9 protein-coding genes are annotated in these 19966 nt (G+C 30.8%); 3 read left to right on the forward strand and 6 right to left on the reverse strand.

Going from position 1 to position 19966, the window contains the following annotated elements:
• Nucleotides 1-243 precede the first annotated feature (243 nt).
• Nucleotides 244-9108, forward strand: coding sequence for a T9SS type A sorting domain-containing protein (locus ACXAHM_RS05475; RefSeq protein ID WP_474959402.1), 8865 nt, complete (start codon nucleotides 244-246; stop codon nucleotides 9106-9108).
• Nucleotides 9109-9182: 74 nt separating this feature from the next.
• On the opposite strand, the gene ACXAHM_RS05480 is transcribed toward ACXAHM_RS05475, so the two are convergent.
• Nucleotides 9183-9326, reverse strand: coding sequence for a hypothetical protein (locus tag ACXAHM_RS05480; RefSeq protein ID WP_474959403.1), 144 nt, complete (start codon nucleotides 9324-9326; stop codon nucleotides 9183-9185).
• 294 nt (nucleotides 9327-9620) lie between these two features.
• Here ACXAHM_RS05480 and ACXAHM_RS05485 point away from each other — a divergent pair, with 294 nt between their 5' ends.
• A complete protein-coding gene (locus tag ACXAHM_RS05485; protein ID WP_474959404.1) occupies nucleotides 9621-11600 on the forward strand; it encodes an OmpA family protein in 1980 nt (659 codons plus the stop codon).
• 70 nt (nucleotides 11601-11670) lie between these two features.
• Nucleotides 11671-12642 (forward strand): ADP-glyceromanno-heptose 6-epimerase, encoded by a 972-nt coding sequence (rfaD, locus tag ACXAHM_RS05490; protein WP_474959405.1) that lies wholly within the window; start codon nucleotides 11671-11673, stop codon nucleotides 12640-12642.
• Nucleotides 12643-12699: 57 nt separating this feature from the next.
• On the opposite strand, the gene cydB is transcribed toward rfaD, so the two are convergent.
• From cydB to ACXAHM_RS05515, 5 genes are all read right to left on the reverse strand, one after another.
• A complete protein-coding gene (gene cydB / locus ACXAHM_RS05495) occupies nucleotides 12700-13737 on the reverse strand; it encodes a cytochrome d ubiquinol oxidase subunit II (RefSeq protein WP_474959406.1) in 1038 nt (345 codons plus the stop codon).
• A 12-nt stretch (nucleotides 13738-13749) separates the two neighbouring features.
• Nucleotides 13750-15126: a cytochrome ubiquinol oxidase subunit I gene (locus ACXAHM_RS05500; RefSeq protein ID WP_474959407.1), complete on the reverse strand. Its 1377-nt coding sequence runs from the start codon at nucleotides 15124-15126 to the stop codon at nucleotides 13750-13752.
• 196 nt (nucleotides 15127-15322) lie between these two features.
• Nucleotides 15323-17128 carry a membrane protein insertase YidC gene (yidC, locus tag ACXAHM_RS05505; protein ID WP_474959408.1) on the reverse strand — a complete coding sequence of 602 codons (1806 nt, stop codon included), beginning with the start codon at nucleotides 17126-17128 and terminating at the stop codon, nucleotides 15323-15325.
• 185 nt (nucleotides 17129-17313) lie between these two features.
• Nucleotides 17314-18960: a CTP synthase gene (locus ACXAHM_RS05510; RefSeq protein ID WP_474959409.1), complete on the reverse strand. Its 1647-nt coding sequence runs from the start codon at nucleotides 18958-18960 to the stop codon at nucleotides 17314-17316.
• Nucleotides 18961-19047: 87 nt separating this feature from the next.
• A complete protein-coding gene (locus ACXAHM_RS05515) occupies nucleotides 19048-19959 on the reverse strand; it encodes a DUF72 domain-containing protein (protein ID WP_474959410.1) in 912 nt (303 codons plus the stop codon).
• Nucleotides 19960-19966 lie beyond the last annotated feature (7 nt).

Here is a 19966-nt window from a genome sequence, read left to right on the forward strand (position 1 = left end):
ATATTATACTGCACACACACAAAACAACGCAATAAAAACTACCAAAAGACAACTTTCTTTGAAGTGTTTGAATAGTGTATAGTTCATTTATCTAAAAAAAATGAAATTTTTAATTGGTTTGATTTAACAATTTTTCAAAAAATCATATGATAATAGGAAGAGGAATAGTATTTTGCGTAACATTCATTAAAAAATAAACGTTAACATTAACGAACTATTATTAAACATCAGATCATAACTAACATGACTAAAAAATTATTTTTTTTAATTGCTCTTTTTATTTCGCTCGTTAATAGTGCAATTGGACAAGAACTAGAATTTACTCATGAGATTAAATTTCCTTCGAATACTGTAGATAAGAAAATTCAATATTATCAACAAAATTCTAATAATGGTATCTTATTTCATGGTAATGGCTCGATTGATATCTATCAGTGGAAAGATGATAACACAATTGCTGAAACCCCAAGTTTAACAATTAATTCTCCTATTGATTATAAAAAAAGAAATATCAAATTTGGAGCTGATGACTTTACATTTTATAAGTTATATAACGATGATGGAACTGAATTAAAAGGCTACCTAGAAATAGAGTTTGTACCAGGAGATGATTTTCAATCCGCTGTAATTATGAATGCCAGTTCTACAGGTTATAATCCTGCTTTTGAAACTGAAATTTGGTATACATATACTCCTGCAGGTGATCATTTATATTATACTTTTATTAATAACCTTGATATTGCACAACAAGAAGTTACTTTATTTAAAATAGATAAAGAAGTTGCATTAGATGGACTTTCAAGAACCTTTTTAGACGGAGATTATACTTACTACACTTCTAGTTCGTTAGACATTTCATCCCCAATTGAATCTGATGTCGCTAATTTTGGTGAGAATGTTATTTTGAAAAATGGCTCTGTCTATGTCTCTGACCCTGCATATAATGTACATCAAGGAAGAGTAATAAGATATGACATAAATAATTTCAGTATTATGTTTCAGGGTAAAATAGGTAAAACATCATTCCCTAGTTTATTCAATTTTGGCGAATACTATGTAGAAGGTAGTGATCAAGAGGTAACTTTCAGTAAAAACTATGGAATGTTTATTACGAGTATTGACAATAATTATTATCAACATTCTGATGAAGGCATTAACCTTGAATATATTAAAGACGTTTACCCATCTCATCTAGATTTAGTTGATAAAACTTCTGTAATTACAGTAATTGACAGAGACCCTGGAAATTATGAATTAATGGTCTATGGTCTTTATACTGGCTCTGATAATATCCCTTTTATTGACCTTATTGAGGTAAATGAAAAAGATAAGTATACTGAAATTTTTGATATCCAAAGTACTACAACAAATATTTATGTTTCAGGAATAAGAGCTGGGATAGAAGTTATTGATAATTATATCATAAAATCTGATTTAAGTGGATTGGATTATGTCAACTCAATTACTTTTAATCCTAAAACTACTAATTCAAACATAGCATTAGATTTATATGGACCTGGGTTAATTTCAGCCGTTAACCTTGTAGATGGAAAATTCTTTATTTATAATTCATCACTATCACTATTAGGGACTTATTCATTTGATAGTGGTTTCACACTTGACAATAGTTCATTTGCTTCAGACTTTTTTACTTTTAATAATAACTTTGTTTTTTCTGACCCTGGTAAAGGAGGTGCAATTTTTAGACTTCCTTATTCAACAATAAAGGGTAGTGAAGATGGTACAGATGGACTTTGGAATACGGTAGCAAATTGGGACCTAGGAGTTGTTCCAAGTGCTGATAATGGAAATGTGGACATAAATTCCTCTATTCTAATTAATGATATTATTGAACTAGAAGGTTTTTACTTTGAATATAACTTTGTATTCGATGCACTTACAATCTCATCAAATGGTTCTCTTACAATAAAACCTATTGACAGTGACTATAAAAATGATTTCACAATCTCTTCTTTAACCAATGATGGTGTTTTTATTGTAAATCCAACTGGACAAATAACATTAGGCAATTTTATTAATAATAATCAAGCAGAGATTTATTCCACTAATGTTAATACCTTAAATGACACAAAAAATTACAGTCTACTTACTTTAGATAACAGTACTTATTCAAACACAGGTGACTTTATTAATGAAGGAGATATAGTATTCAATAAAGCTGTATTTAATAGTTATAATTTGACAAATAAAAAGAAAATCACAGATACTATTAGTACTATCAATATCACAAATGATTTTCTAAATGAAGAATTTTCAAGTTACTCAGGAACAGAATGTATAATTGACGTTGTCAATAATGTGACTAATAATGGAAACATAATCATTACTGATGGAACAAGTAAATTCCACAATACTTTCATAAACTCTGGAAGTTTTCAGGTCAATAAAGACGTAGACAAAGATAATACATCTGAATTAAGAGTATTAGGAGAAACTACAAATAAAGCTCCTTATTCAATAAACATCAACAATTCAACTTTTATTTCTGAAGGTAATTTAACAAATGAAGGCGTTATAAATCTCGATAATGCAAATTTAGAAGCAAAAAATGATGTACTTAATAATGGAACAATCAATAATGAGAACAATTCTTCATTTAATTTAGGGTTTGAAAGTTCAAGTTTGACTAATAACTCAGGTTTTAATACACGAAATAACTCATCGATAAATATCCATGTAGAATTGACAAACCTAGGTTTCTTCTCAGTAGATAACAGTTTCTTTAAAATACCCGTAACGTTAACAAATAATGGAACTATTCAATTAAGGAATAATTGTTTAGTACAGGTGAATTCTGATTTATCTGATAGTATGTTAGGTAATTTCGATGATGATTTGTCAACCTATTTTGCAATTGATTCAGATGAAGATGACATTAATTTTAACGTAACAAAAAAAATAGGTTACTTGGAAGTAAGGTCAGTATCAGAAGCTTCTGAGGTTATATTTGGTCCTGAATTAAATATCAAATATAGACTCGATTTATCTCATGATTGGGTTGATATGACAAATACAAAGATTACTTTTGGAGATGGAGATGAAATTGTAAGTACAACATTTGATATAACAACAGACTTTACTTCATTACTTATTGGAGAGTTGATTATTAATAATGAAACAAAATTTAACCCATTTGAATTTGAACCTGATGGTAGCTTTTTATTAGTAAAAGATGGTATCCAATTGAATAACAACTTATTATTAGAAGATAATTTTTCAGAACTTGTAATTGGAAATCCTTCAGATCTTGATAACATGAATAGAGATATTGTTGTCTCAAATAATTCTTATATCAAATCAACGACACCTCTTACATTAAGGTATATAATAGATCCTTCAACAACAGATAGGAAATTAACATTTCCAATAGAAACAAAAGACAATGATAATTCTACTACTTATAACAGTTATCTTGATATAGATTTATCAAATTTAACAATGATCTCTGGAGAAGGTGAATTGGAATATTCTTTAGGTGTAGGTTTATATCTAAATGAAAACCCATCGCCTAATGTATTTACAGAATATGAATGGTATATAACCACTCAAAATTTAGGTACTGCTGACATTCAATTAATAGCAGATGTATCCCCTTTTACTACATTCCCTACTAAATCAGATGAGATTACTAAGTTTTTAATTAGTGAATTAAATTATCCTATCTATAATGAAATTCAGCAATTGGATTTAACTTTGACAGATAATTTGGCTACTTCAGATGTATTTTCAGTAGATTTTACAGCCCTTTCTAATATAGAAGCAACTAATATAGCTCTTCACTTATATTCTACAGACAATACTCGTGAATTTACATCTGTACAGGATGGAGATTGGAATGACCCTGCTACTTGGGATTTAAATGAAGTTCCAGGAGAAAATGCAATTGTAAATATTGAACACAATATAACTTGGAATACTTTAAATGAAGGTTTTCTGACCATAACAAGTTTATCTATTATTAATAATGGAAGTCTTCAAGTGGATCTAAGTAGTAGTAATCATCACCTTAGAATCAAAGAGAACCTTTATATTGGTGAAAATGCATCAGCTGTAATGAATGATATGGATCTTACTATTTTTAATGAATTAATAATAGATGGTCTTTTTGAGATGAATACAGCTTATTTAGACATTTTAGAATTAACTACAACACAAACAACAACTATATCCACAAATTCTACTTTTCAAGTAAAAAATGTTTTACATAAAGCTGAAGGGGATTTAATTATTAATGGTACATATGATGCACAATCAGGTTTTAATAATCTTTTAGAATTTAAAGGTACTTCAATTACTGGTGATGGAACTTTAAATGCTGAGAATATTGTTATCTTCGAATTAGGTGAATTTGATGACAGAAAAGTCAATATTGATGTAGAAGTTGTAATGACAGATGGTACATTTGATGTACACAATATGATCGAAACAACTTTTTCAAATAAAATCACTTTCAACAATGCACAGTTTGAATCAGCAGGAAATGTTATTCTTGACGGTCAAAATTTAACTGATCATATTCAAGAAATCCCGACAGTAAATATTGATGCTTTAGATGGAGATCCTTATCACTTTATTACACTTACTATTAGGAATTATAAAGAAGTAATTTTCTCTAATGATGTGCTTATTGCCTCTAATATTACGATTCAAGATGTTGAAAAAGTTACTATAAATAACTCTTCTACTATTTCTGTTGATGCACTAGCATTAAATGAAGAAGGCAACCCTGATAATGTAGCAGGCTTAGAATCATTTATCCTTGAAAATGTTGACTTCTTCGAGGGAAGTGAGCCGAATACATTCATAAACTTAAAATATATTGAGGATCAAGTTGCTCCTGAAATATATTCTACAAGTTTTTCTAATTTAATTAGTATTGGAAGCCCAATATACGTTTCCAATGCTACTCCAAATACAGCAAATACTTATGGCTCATTCATTTATTTAAATCAAGCTCCTATATTATTCTATGAAAGTGTAGAAATGGTTTTTGAAGGAGAAGAAGGTGGGTATTCTGTAGATGTAACAAGTATTACCTCAGATACTGAAGCAATTTATATTGAAGCAATCACTCAAGATTTAGATTTTTATCATCATCCTTTACATCCAAATGAGAAAATTGCTCTTGTTACTTTAAATGGAAATGAGGTTGCGAATACTAGTTTTGTCACCAAAAGTGTTTCGATTGAAGGAGAAGATATAGAAGTAGAATACATAAAAATTAATATTCAAGATCTTATAGATCAAGGTTTGGATATTACTATGTATCAAGACGAAGTAGTTATTAGTGTTCAAACCAAACATGCACTTTTACCGGAAATCACCTCTCCTATTTCTTTTATTGATTATGCAGTTATTCCTGAAGGTTATGTTAATACCGCTGACAGAGGATATCTCATTAATTATTTTAGAAGTTTAGTTTTCAAAAATAATGAAACATTGGAAGATGTATTTGGTTGGACAGATCAAGATTTAACTGATTGGGTTGAAGATGGCGCTGTTGCATCATTAAGTGACTTAGAGAATTATATTATTATTAATACTGAAGGTAGAGTTACAGAGATAAACCTTTTAAGTAAAAATATTATAGATCAAGATCTAATAGAGTTATCATTCTTTGGTCAAGGCGGCGGTGAATTTCCTCCACTTGAAGAAGGGGAACCTACAATTGGTGAATTTTCAATAAATAATGATATTGAACTAAATGAATTTCCAGAAGGGGAAATACCAATAATAATTAAAGAAGGTGAATTAATTCCTATGGAATTATTACAAACAGTAAACCTTACAGGAAATTTCTTAGACTATAACTATTTGTATAATTATGAAGAAGAGTTAATGTCTGGTACATATTTCTTCTCATTAATCTATGATGAAATCGGTTCACCTTTTGAAACTTCAACAATTAATTATTCTATTAGTGCCACTCCATTGACTGTTTCTCAAATTGGCAGTTATGGTGAAGATATTGTTGAATGGGCAATCTCAACTGACAATGGTATTTCATTTGATCCTGTTATTGAATTAGACGGTTTGAATACTTTTAATACTACAATCGAGAGCGTTCCTGAAAATGGTAATATCATCTACAAAGTAACTTTAAAAAATGAATATTTCAGTGATTTAGAAATTGTTGAAATTCATTCTATCAATATCACCGTTGGAAATGAGGAGAAAGATGCTTTATATAATTTCTTAGTTGATATCGGAATTACAGGTATTAATTATGAAGATGATATGAGTTCATGGATTTCATCTGACAATGTATCAATTGATGATTATGGGCGAGTAACCTCATTAGATGTTAGTGGATTAATGAACGTTACAATTGTACCTTCTTCAATAAGTGGTTTTAACTATATCACTGGAGTAGTAAATTTATCGAATAATAGTTTAGAAGATATTGCCTCTTTATCTGATATCAGTAATTATAATGATCTCTTATTTAATGTCAATGATAACAACTTATTCTTTGATGACATCAAACCACATTATTTAGCAAATAGATTATCAGATTATAATAATCAAGCTTATAATGTTGGAGTTGAAAATATTAAACTAATACATGGAGAATCTTATATTAATGATGGATCTTTAGAAGGATTCTCATTAAACTATAAATGGGTTAATTCAACAGATTTATCTGAATTTTCTTCTTCTTCAGTTTTCAATGTCCCACTAGTTCAAAATGGCATACAAGGTAGCTATACTTTAATTGCGGATGATTCAGATATTAGTAATCTTGAAATTTCAATTGCTCAATTGAACATTTCCTATGGATTAGGACAAGAAGATTCATTAAAATTACAAGAAATTTTGACTGATATTGAATATTCTAACTTTGATGTAAATTCTGAATTCAGATCATGGTTAGGTGAAAGGGCTGTAATTGATGACTATGGAAGAATTATTGAACTAGATTTTTCGGAGTTTATTACTCATGACGAACAATTGTTAGATAGGTTATCAATTAAATTGAATGAACTTTCATATTTAACAAAACTTGAAATCCAAAATAATCACTTAGACTTTGATGATTTATCACTAATTGATGGAATTAGTTCAATTACTACATATTCTCCTCAATTTCCAACACCTACTAAAGAAACGCATTTTATCGTTCAATATGGCAGCTTTAATGCTACGTATGAAGTAAATCCTCTATATGAATATAGTTGGTTAATTAAAGGTATATCAACTCCAGTAGAGGGAACTCCGACTCTGGATATAACAAATTTCAATATTGAAGATGAAGGAAAATATAGTTTAGTAGCTACCTATCCTCAAAGTCCTTGGACTGATTTATCTCTTACAGTAAATGAGATAAATTTATTGTACCAAAGCCTTATTTCAGAAGCTGATTCTACAGCACTACACCAACTATTCACTGAGATGAATGTCGATTTCGATGATCAAAAACGAATAGTGGAGTGGCCAAGAATGGAATACAGTAATGACGGTGAAATCACGGCAATATTTCTTCATGAATTAGAAGGAGCTAATGAATTATCAGATATTATTGGTCAATTTGATGATCTTACATTGTTAAAAATATATGACTCTGATATCACCTCAATTAGCAGTAATTTATGGAATATCACATCTCTTGAGTATTTAGATTTATCAAACAATAACTTAAATGATAATGAGTTAAGTGGCATTGAAAATTTAACTAATTTGACAACATTATGGTTAAGTCAAAATAATCTCACAAGAGTTCCTGATATAAGTAGTAATTCTGGTATAAGATATTTAATTCTAGATGACAACAACATCTCATCTATAGGTAGTGAATTTGATAACTTAACTAATCTAATTGATTTATCAATTTCTGGAAATAATATTGAAACGATTAATACTGATTTTTCATTATTAACTTCTTTAAAGAAACTTGATTTCTCTAGAAACAATCTTTCTGAGTGGACTTATCCATTACCATTAAGTATTGAAGAGTTAATTTTATACACCAACAACATTACAGAGATTTCTAGTATTCCTACTGATATTATTCTAAATATTGCTGACAACTTATTATTCTTTGATGATTTAGAAGGATATATAATTACTAATTTAAATTATTCTCCACAGAGATATAATGTAAAATATGAAAATGTAGCTCTAGTTAATGATGGAAACTATTCGTATACCTTACCTTTTGAGGATGATAACATCAACTATCTTTGGTTTAAAGATGGGGTTGTATTGAATGAATTTATTGGCAATACAATTTCGATTGAAGAAATGAACAATGATGACGCAGGTGTCTATACTTGTTTTGTTTCTCATAACTATTGGGCAGACTTATCATTACAAGTTGTTGAAATTAATGTTGGTTTAACATGTGGAAGTGATTTCAATGTTACTATTGCTTCCAACTCTTACAATACGGTTTGTTTTGGTGATGATATTAATATCGATCTTCAAGCAAATAGTTCTCACAGTGGTGTTTCATATGTTTGGTACAAAGGAGATGAATTACTTTCTCTTGTGAATGATCAAACTATTAATATCTATGAGGAAGGAAAATATTCTGTTAAAATTCAAAATTCAAATGGATGCTTTGCTTATTCTGACACAATAGAAATTAAATATGCTGATCCTATTCTAGTACCAACGATTGTTGCTAGTGAAGAATTCTTGAGTGTTGATGTTGTAAATCCAAGTCTTCAATACTTCTGGTACCTTGATGGTGTTCTATTAGAAGAAAGTGGCGAATCTATTGCAAAGGTGAATAGTGGTGACTATTATGTGGAAGCTGTAAATGGAATCGGTTGTTTTGTTCAATCTGAAATATTTACGGTATTACCGTCAGACGTTGTTACTAGCTTAGAGGATGAATTAATATCACAAATTTCTATTTTCCCTCTACCTGCAAATCAAGAATTAAATATTCAATTGAATACAGGCTTAACTGTTGATGCAATTCGACTAATTGATATGAATGGTGTTACCTTCCCTATTACTTATATTAATCATGTTTCTAAATTGTCACTAACGACTGATAATTTAAAAAATGGTCTTTATATAATGGAAATTACACATCAAGGAAATATCGTCACCCATCATAAGGTGATGATCACACATTAATAAAAAAGTCCTAGGAACTTAAAAATTCCTAGGACTTTTTTATTTTATCAGAGTTATGAACAAAGACAATAATTTCAATTATCTGCTTTAATTACGCCCATTGAAGAATTATTGACCTTGACAGTAATATCACCTTCTTCTCCACTTTGCATTGCATTCAACATCGAGAATAGTCCAATCAAGAATATCAATGTTAATATTTTTATTAATGTTTTCATGGGGAGTATTTACTTACAAAAATTACTGTCATTCTTATAACAACTAGATACGGAGAAGTGACAAATAAAAATGTGTATTCGGTAAAAAAAATTCAAAATTCAAATTAGAATCTTGAAATAATACTATTTACTATTTTTGTTTAGGTAAATTGTTTGTGAAGAGTTTTTTTTACTAGCTAAAAAAAACATATTTCTGTTTTTATAGTATCGAATTTTAGCATTCTAATTAAGTTGAGTTAAATTTATTTATTATATTGATTAAAGCTAATTGAAAAGCACTCTTATTAATTTGATATGCTAAAGAAAATTTATTCTTCACTCTATATTTTATTTATTTCTCAATTTGTATGGGGACAAACTGATGTGCCTTTTACTAAAGAGAAAATGGGAAATAACAATCAAGAATTTCATAAGGCCTTACAATCTATCAAGGTTGGTGATAATTGGTTGAATAAGTATCATAATACTGATAGTGCTTTATTTTATTATACAATTGCCAATACTATTAATTCTTCAAATAGTGAACTAAATTACAAAATTGCATATACTCACTTTCTTAATCAGAATTTTATTTTAGCCGATTCATTTGCAATCGTAAGTTATAACTTAAAACCAACACTAGATAATATTTATCTTAATGCAAGAATAAATCATTTAACTGAAAATACTGAGAAGGCAATTTCCTATTATAATAGCTATTTAGAAAGTTATGATAATGTTACTGTACCAGATAAGAAATTCATTGAAAAATTACTAAAACAAGTACAAAATCTTAGTCATAAAGATAGTACGATTATGGCATGTATGAATCTAGATAGCCTCAATTCTAATTTCAATGAAACCTCTCCCGTTTTATTATACAATACCAATCAAATATTCTTTACTTCTGATCGTTTTTCTCCTATCAACTTAGATTTTAGAAGTGAAAATATTTATTATTCTACTTATGATGATAGTACATTTATTCAAGGAAAAATTGTTAACAACAGAGCGATAAATATTAAAGGAAATAGTGCTTTATCTTCCATTTCTAAATCTGGTAAAACTATGGTCATTTATCATGGTTTTGATGTTGGCAGGCTATACTATTCTAAATTAGATTTGTCCGAAAATCCAGTTTTACCAAAAAGTAAAACAAAACTTCCGTCTCCAATTACTAATTTCACTAATCAAGTTTTGGGTGGTACTTTCACACCAGATGGTAAAGAATTTTATTTTTCAACAAAACGTAAAGAAGGTAAAGGAGCATTTGATATTTATTATACTAAAAGAAATGGAAAAAAATGGGTAACTCCTATTCTCGTGAATGGATTAAATAGTGAATACAATGAAATTGATCCCTATTTTTCTATGAATGGAGATACTCTATATTTTGCTTCTGATAACACCAATTCAATTGGTGGGTATGATCTATTTAAATCATATAGAACCTCTGAGAATGAATGGTCTACTCCTATTTCATTACCCATACCTATAAATACTCCTTTTGATGAAAAAACACCAAGCTCAAATGAAACAGGTGATGTTCTTTACTTTAGCTCAAATAGACCGAATGGATTAGGCGGTTATGATATTTACAAAACATATATCCCTGAAATTCAAGCAATAGAGGTAAATGTATCATCTAATGGATTTGAACTTGATTCGATATTAAATGAAAATTTAGTTGATATAGAAGTTTATGTTCTTAATAAGTTAGACTCTTCAAAAATAAATGAAGCAAAGGTCAGTATTTACACTCAGCCTGAAAATATCCTTTTAAGAGAATTAGTAACAGATAGCTTAGGAAAAATACGACTAAGAAGTATCCCTCTCGAAAACACTATTGGTGTAAATATTTTAAGTAAAGGTTTTGAATTATACTCAAGACAAGTATTGGTAGACAATCCTGAAAAAGTATATTCCATTTATCTTAACCCTATTAAAGTCAATCAAACAGTTACACTGAATAACATCTTTTTTGATGTCAATTCTAGTAAAATTACTTCTGAATCAACTGAGGAATTAGAAAATCTAGTGGCTTTTTTGAATGTAAATAATGGAATTGAAATTCAAATTGAAGGTCATACAGATAATACGGGTGACAATGATATCAATTTAACCCTCTCACAGAAGCGTGCTGATGCTATTGTCAGTTACTTAACACTACATGGTATTGATTCAAAAAGACTCAAAAGCAAAGGATATGGGCCTGAAAAACCCATTGCAAGTAATGACACAGAGGAAGGTAAAGCTTTAAATAGACGTACTGAATTCAAAATCATTAAAAACTAAATTATCAATTATCGTTGGTGAATTCTTAAGATCAATTATCTTCGCGTTAGAATAAAATAAAGAATTTACCATGATTGTAGTAACAGGTGCAGCTGGATTTATTGGTAGCTGTATGATTTCAAGATTAAATCAAGATAATTTTAATCATATTGTCGCTGTTGATGATTTTTCATTTCCGGAGAAAAATAAAAACTTAGAAGGAAAAAAAATCATTGAAAAGGTAGAGCGAGAAGAGTTTTTTGAATGGTTAGATAAAAATCATTTAGAAGTTGAATTTATCTTTCACTTAGGTGCTCGTACTAGTACTGCAGAGTTCAATAGAGAAATTCTTGCTCACTTAAATACTGATTATACAAAGAAGATGTGGGAAGCAACAATTAAGTATGCTATTCCATTAGTATATGCATCTTCTGCTGCGACTTATGGTTTAGGTGAATTAGGTTATGAAGATAGTGAAACTATAATTCCTGATTTAAAACCATTAAATCCTTACGGTGAATCTAAAAATGACTTTGACATTTGGGCATTAAAGCAAGAAAAGCAGCCAATGTTCTGGGCTGGATTAAAATTCTTTAATGTTTATGGTCCAAATGAATATCATAAAGGTAGAATGGCTTCTGTCGTTTTCCATGCTTTTAACCAAATTAATAAGACGGATGGGATGAAATTATTCCAGTCACATAATCCTGATTATAAAGATGGAGAGCAACAAAGAGATTTTGTTTATGCTAAAGATGTTGTGGAGATCATGATGTTCTTAATGTATGATCGTCAAGCAAAACATTCAGGTATTTATAATGTGGGTACTGGAGAAGCTAGAACATTTTTAGATCTTACGAAAGCTACATTTAAAGCAATGGGTAAAGAGGAAAATATTTCTTACATCCCTACTCCTGAAGATATTAGAGATAAATATCAATATTTCACTGAAGCTACAATGGAAAAGCTAAGAAAAATTGGTTACGATAAGCCTTTTACTTCACTTGAAGAAGGTGTTGAGGATTACGTTAAAAACTATCTGATGAAAACAGAAAGATATTAATACATAGAAAAGGTATAGTTGAAAGACTATACCTTTTTTATTTATATTTTTTTGATGTTAATAGCTATGTTCATCTAATTTTACCTTGCCCCAGAAAATTCTATACACAATAAATGTATAAATCATTACCAAAGGAGTACCAATGGCGGCAATGGTCAGCATCAGTCCTAAACCTTTCTCTGAAGCAGCTGCATTATATATTGTAATAGAATTATTAGGATCATTTGTTGCGATCAATAAATGTGGATACAATTGAACAGCTACTAATATTAAGAGTAAACTAAATGTGAGTGATGAGAATACAAAAGCTCTTAAATATTTCATCTTTTTAGCTAAACGAGGAATATTAGCAATACTTAATATCGCAGTTAATGGCAACACAAATAATTCAGGATGTTCTTTAAATCTTTCAGCTAAATGAGGTTGAAAAATTAGTGTATAGACTGATAATATTGTAAACATAATAATAAACCCAATCATGCATTTTTCTAAAAGCTGAGATACATGATGAAATAACTTCCCTTCTGTTTTTAAAGCTAGATAGATTGCTCCATGCATCATCATTAATGATAAGCTGGTTAATCCTACTAATATTGAGAATGGATTTAAAAACATAAAAAGATTAGGCTCAATCGCTTCATAATTCTCATCCAAAGGAAACCCTTTTAAAACATTTCCAAGAACAACTCCTAATAGAAATGCAATCATACCAGAGGAGATACTGTACGTTACATCCCACATTGATCTCCACCATTTCATTTGCTCTTTACTTCTAAATTCAATAGAAATAGCTCTCAAAATGATAAACATAATAAAAAGCATAAATGGAATATACATCGCTGAAAACAACGTCGCATAAAATACAGGGAAACCTGCAAAGAGAGTACCTCCACCAATTACTAGCCATACTTCATTTCCATCCCATACAGGGCCAACCGCATTAAGTGCTATTCTTCTATTTTTATCTTCTTTGATAAATAAATGCATTGCACCTGCACCTAAATCAAAACCATCTAAAATCCCATAACCTGAGAATAATGCACCTACAACTAAAAACCAAAGTGTAGGATAATCTAAACCTAAAAATGTTTCCATAGTTGTATTCTATTATTCTGAAAAGAAATCATTGATACCTTGTTGGTGAGGTCTATGTTCATACAAATGACTATCTTCTGGACCATGTTTTATTTTCTTGTTTAATAAGTAAATGAACAACAAGAAGAGTAAAGTATAGATAAATGTAAACATGATCAGTGAAAATAAGACCTGATCTGCTTGAACAGCTTTTGAAAGAGCGTCGGATGTTCTAAGTAAACCATAAACTACCCATGGTTGTCTACCCATTTCTGCAGCAAACCATCCAAATTGATTTGCCAATTGTGGTAAAATTACTGCAAATACAAATATCCATAACATCCATTTATGCTCAAATAATCTTCCTTTTATTAGTAAAAACATACCAAAAAGTGAAAGACCGATGAGCATCATCCCAATACCTACCATTAAGTGGTAAAATTGGAAAATAGCATTAATCTGTGTAGGCTTCTGATCCTCAGCAAATGCATCAAGCCCTGTAATTTTAGTATCAAAATCTTGATCAATTAAAAATGCTAATCCTCCAGGTACTTTTATACCATAGACTTCTTTATTTTCTTGATCTACCCAACCAAATAAATATAAATCAGCAGGGTTTTCTGTATAATAATGACCTTCAAAAGCAGCTAGTTTGGCAGGTTGATTTTTGGCTACACCATCAGCAGACAAATGTCCTAGAAATAATTGTAAGAAAGAGCAAATTGTGGCAGTGATCAAACCTAATCTAATACCAATTTTAGAAATTTCCTGATGTCTATTCCTAACTAAATAATATGCATGTACACTAATAAAAAGGAAGACTCCTGCTAGAAATGCTCCCATCCAAACATGTAGTATTCTCTCAACACTTGAAGGGTTAAAAACCATTTCCCAAAAATCTGTAATTTCTGCCCTAGCTTCCATTCCTTCTCCTACAATATGATATCCTGCTGGAGTTTGTTGCCAACTGTTTGCTACTACAATCCAAATTGCAGAGAACATGGATCCAAAAAACACACCTACTGTTGACATAAAGTGTACTTTAGGAGAAACCTTATTCCACCCAAAAAGTAAGATTCCAAGAAAACTACTCTCTAGTGCAAATGCGAAAATCCCTTCAGCAGCTAACGCTGAACCAAAAATATCTCCCACATATCGTGAATAAGTTGCCCAATTGGTCCCAAACTCAAACTCCATCACTATACCCGTAGCTACACCAATACCAAAAGTCAATGCAAAGATTTTCACCCAAAAACGAGTTAATACTTCATAGATTTGATTTCCAGTTTTGAGAAATAAGCCTTCTGAAATCACAAGCATTAGTCCTAAACCAATACTTAATGGTGGATAGATATAATGAAAAGAAACAGTAAAAGCGAACTGTATTCGTGAAAGAATTTCTACATCCATAGTTAGTATTTAATAATGGGTTTACACTACTAAACTAATCAACTTTTAGTATAGTCTCTTTGTTTTCAAAGTGAAAAAAAGCCGTTTTTAGATATATATTAGAATATTCCGAAATTCTCTTATTTAAATTAAAATGGAGAATAAAAAAAGCCCTTCAAATCAACTTTAAAGGGCTCCAATTTATCATTGAAAAGGCTTATTTATTACCTTTTTTCTTATTTTCATCTTGAATTTTTTGCTGTTGTTTCATTGCTTCATCTAAACGAGCTCTGAATCCACCAGCTTTTTTATTCGCATTTTTCTTTTTGTTTTCTTCCATGACTGCACGAATCTTATCCTCATTTACAAATTGCTTAGAAGCTACTTGTTGGATAATTGTAATACAGTTTGAAACGAAGTAGTAGTATGTTAAACCAGCAGCAAAGCTGTTGAACATAAATAAGAAGATCGCAGGTGAAATGTATGAAATCATTTTCATTTGCGGGTTAGATTGTACTTGTGATTGGTTTTGGAAGTACGTGTAACCTACCATTGAAACAGCCCAAAGTAATGTGAACAATGAAACGTGATCACCGTATACTGGAATTGAGAATGGTAAACTAGCGATTGAATCATATGTTGATAAATCATCTGCCCACAAGAATGATTGACCTCTTAATTGTAATGCATTCGGGAAGAAGTTATACAATGCAATAAAGAAAGGCATTTGCGCAAGCATTGGTATACAACCTGACAATGGATTAGCCCCTACTTTACTGTAAAGTGACATTGTCTCTTGTTGGATCTTCATTTGATCATCACCATACTTTTCTTTTAACTCATCCATCTCCGGCTTCAATAAACGCATTTTCGCCATTGATTTGTATGAGTTGAATGTTAGAGGATACAATACAGATTTAACTAATACTACCATTAAGAAGATAATTAAACCATAACCTAAACCGTATCCTTCTAAGAACTCAAAAATAGGGATGAAAATATATTTTGATAAAGGAGTAGTCCATGACCATCCTAAGTATACATTGTCTTCGAAACCTGGTGCTACAGCTTCACAAACTCTATAATCATTTGGTCCGAAGTAGTATTTAAGATTCGCAGCTTGTAATGTATTCAACGGAATTTGGAAAGCGATATCAGCCGTTTTTACGATTGTAGTACTTTCTTCTTGAACATCCGTTGCTACGTTTGCTTTATTGAATTGCTGATCAGTGATTAAAGCAACATTAAAGAATTTTTGCTTTGCTGACACCCATGATAATGGCTCTTCTAATGCCTCTTCTTCTCTATCGTTAGAAGTCATAGACAAATAGTCAAAATCATCTTTTTTCGTAAAATAGTTAACAGTAGTTTTTTGACGAGAAGTTTTCATGTCAAGCTCTACCGCTTTCATATTTTGATGCCAAGTATAGGCTAATTCTTGTCCTTGAATAAATTGTTGAATTCCTGATAAATCTAAATCATAATCCAAAACATATTTATCTGCTTCAAGCGTATAAGTTCTTTTGATTAATGTTGTTCCATTTGGACCTTTAGCAATCATTTCAAGTTTGTTACCTAAAATATTTGCTGAATAGTTTAATGTATTAAGGTCGATAGAACCATATTGAGTTGGTAATTTTTCCTGAACTAAATAATGTGTTGCATCAACTAAATGTAAAGGTTGCTTGTCGTAAGTTTTATAAGTCTTTAATAAAACATCAGTAACTTTACCACCTTTTGCATCGAAAGTAATTTTTACTTTCTCATTTTCTAAAGTAACTTCTTTAGACTCTCCATTCATTAAGCTACCAAATACACCATATTTCTGCATTAATACTGAATCGCTAAATGCAGTAGTTTCTTCAGACACGAATGATGACTGATTATCTGACTGTCCTTCTACAACACTTGTAGGTACCTCTGTTTGTGTTGGTTCTTCAACTGGAGTTTCCGGTTGAATGAACATATAACCAATTAGTAATACAGACAATAACAGGAAACCTGTTAATTGATTCTTATCCATTTTGATCTTATTAATTTACGACACTTGTCTATTAAATTCAACAAGTGAAATCGTTCTTTTATACTTAAAATGCGTGCAAAGTTACATCTTTTATAGCTATTTGTATAAAAAACGATCAATTATATCTAAAAAACAAAGGCCCATAGATGTAAACACCTATGGGCCAATGCGTAAAAGAAGTTAAACTAAGCGCTTACTACTTCTCCTTTACTATTTTTCAATTCCTTCACGGCTTTTACAAAAGCAACGAATAAAGGATGTGGATTTTCTACTGTACTCTTATATTCTGGGTGGAACTGTGCTCCAACATAATAAGGGTGATCAGGAATTTCTACAATCTCTACTAATCCTGATTTTGGATTAATACCTGTGGCAACCATTCCTGCTTTCTCATATTGCTCAAGATATTTGTTATTGAACTCATATCTGTGTCTGTGACGCTCAGAGATTTTAGAATGTTTATAAGCTTTTGCTGCAATAGATCCTTCTTTAAGTTCACAAGGATATGCACCCAAACGCATTGTACCTCCCATTTGAGAAAGGTTCTTTTGGTCTTCCATTAAGTCGATAACAGGGTGAGAACAACCTTCATCCATTTCTGATGAATTTGCACCTGCTAAACCTACCATATCTCTACCAAAAGCAATAACTGCAGATTGCATACCTAAGCAGATACCAAAGAAAGGAATCTTATGCTCACGAGCGACACTACAAGTATTGATTTTTCCTTCCATACCTCTTTCACCGAAGCCTGGAGCTACTAATACACCGTCAAGATCTGTCAATACTTTCACAGCTTCTTCTCTTTCTACAAGATCTTCCGCTTTGATATATTCTAATTTTACTTTTACTTCATTGACAGCTCCTGCATGAACAAAACCTTCTACAATTGATTTGTAAGCATCAGGAAGTTCAACATACTTACCTACTAATCCGATACGTAAAGTATCTTTTGGATTTTTTAATTTTTGTAGGAAAGTTAACCAATTATCAATATTTGGATCTTGGTAAGCAGGTAAACTTAATTTCATCAAAACGATTTCATCAAGCTTTTCTTTCTGCATTAACAATGGCACATCATAAATGGTAGATGCGTCACAAGATTCAATTACAGCATTTAGATCTACGTTACAGAACAATGCAATCTTACGACGCATATCCATTGGTATATGGTGTTCTGTACGACAAACCAAAATGTTTGGCTGAATACCTGCTTCTAATAATTGTTTTACTGAATGCTGTGTTGGCTTTGTTTTTAATTCACCTGCAGCTCTTAAGTAAGGCACTAGAGTAAGATGAATAACCATTGATCTTGAAGCTCCAAGTTCTAATCTTGCCTGACGAACTGCTTCGATAAATGGTAAAGCCTCAATATCTCCTACACAACCACCGATCTCAGTGATTACGATATCATATTCACCGTTCTCAGCAACTTTATAAAAGTTCTTTTTGATTTCATCAGTGATATGAGGGATAACTTGAACTGTTTTTCCTAAATATGCACCTTCTCGCTCTTTAGTAATGACATTGTGATAGATTCTACCAGTAGTTACATTATTAGCTTGAGAAGTTGGAACATTTAAAAAACGTTCGTAGTGTCCTAAATCTAAATCTGTCTCAGCACCGTCATCCGTTACGTAGCATTCGCCATGCTCATACGGGTTCATTGTACCTGGATCAATATTTAAATATGGATCAAATTTCTGAATGGTTACGGAATAGCCTCTTGCTTGTAATAATTTACCTAGAGACGCAGAAATGATTCCTTTTCCAAGGGATGATGTCACACCACCTGTGACAAAAATAAATTTAGTTTGTGTACGAGAAGACATACTTCGAAGATTTCACATTATGTTTGCACAAAGCTATATGAGAAATTGTCAATTAGCAAATAAAGAATGTCAATGCTTGTAACTAGATCAAAAAAGTGATCCTTGTTCTGTCTTTTCTCTAAGAATTGGATAAATAATTTGCGGATCCAAAGTCTTTTTTACTTGAGTTCCGATATAATGTCCTAATTCAGGACTTAAAATATCTTCTGGTTGATGAGCAAAAAAGTACACTTCCTGAAGACCTTGTCTTTTGAAAGACGCAATTCTTTCTACCCAATCATTTACTCTAGAAAAGTCCGTTGAATGCATTTCATTACCAACAAAACGAACTAAAAGTGTTGGTGTTGTTACTCTCATATGTAATACATCTCTTCTCCCTGCCACATCTGTAATCATCATGGCATATCCTCTTTCTGTTAGTTTCTTAGAAAGAATATCTAACTCTTTTTCATTTTCAAACCAAGAAGGATGACGTAGTTCCAATGCAAGGGATAAATCCTCTGGAAATAAATCAATAAAATTATAAAGCGCCTTTGCTTCTTTTATCTTAAAATCAGGAGGCATTTGAAGCCAAGTATAGCCTAATTTATGTTCTAGAATCCGTACTTGTTCTGTAAATTCATAAATATCTGACTTACAATTTAAAAGTCTTTTCCTATGACTAACGTTTTGTAAAAACTTTGGATTAAACTTAAAGGAATCACCTACTGTAGTTTTCCACTTCATTAAAGTATCCGTTTTAGGAATACCATAATGTGTTGAATTAAGTTCGATCGTGTCAAAATGCTCACTGTAATAGTGTAAAAAGGAATTAGGTTGTGCCTTATCAGGATAAATCTTTCCTTTCCATGCAGCACATGACCAAGCAGGAGCTCCAATTTTAAAAGTAAAATTATTAATGAAATTAGGATGATTTCTAAACATCATCTTTGAGTAATGATCTTCAGCTGGTAACTGAAAATTTACTCCAGAAATATCTTTTAACCTTCCAAAATCCATACACATG

The sequence above is a fragment of the Flammeovirga sp. AWQ4_249 genome (assembly GCF_056161045.1).

What these genes read in the sequence shown, in the direction of transcription:
- cydB (WP_474959406.1), bottom strand. Translation starts at nt 13,737, where the DNA reads ATGGAAACATTTTTAGGTTTAGATTATCCTACACTTTGGTTTTTAGTT.
- ACXAHM_RS05480 (WP_474959403.1), bottom strand. Translation starts at nt 9,326, where the DNA reads ATGAAAACATTAATAAAAATATTAACATTGATATTCTTGATTGGACTA.
- rfaD (WP_474959405.1), top strand. Translation starts at nt 11,671, where the DNA reads ATGATTGTAGTAACAGGTGCAGCTGGATTTATTGGTAGCTGTATGATT.
- ACXAHM_RS05485 (WP_474959404.1), top strand. Translation starts at nt 9,621, where the DNA reads ATGCTAAAGAAAATTTATTCTTCACTCTATATTTTATTTATTTCTCAA.
- ACXAHM_RS05475 (WP_474959402.1), top strand. Translation starts at nt 244, where the DNA reads ATGACTAAAAAATTATTTTTTTTAATTGCTCTTTTTATTTCGCTCGTT.
- ACXAHM_RS05500 (WP_474959407.1), bottom strand. Translation starts at nt 15,126, where the DNA reads ATGGATGTAGAAATTCTTTCACGAATACAGTTCGCTTTTACTGTTTCT.
- ACXAHM_RS05515 (WP_474959410.1), bottom strand. Translation starts at nt 19,959, where the DNA reads ATGGATTTTGGAAGGTTAAAAGATATTTCTGGAGTAAATTTTCAGTTA.
- yidC (WP_474959408.1), bottom strand. Translation starts at nt 17,128, where the DNA reads ATGGATAAGAATCAATTAACAGGTTTCCTGTTATTGTCTGTATTACTA.
- ACXAHM_RS05510 (WP_474959409.1), bottom strand. Translation starts at nt 18,960, where the DNA reads ATGTCTTCTCGTACACAAACTAAATTTATTTTTGTCACAGGTGGTGTG.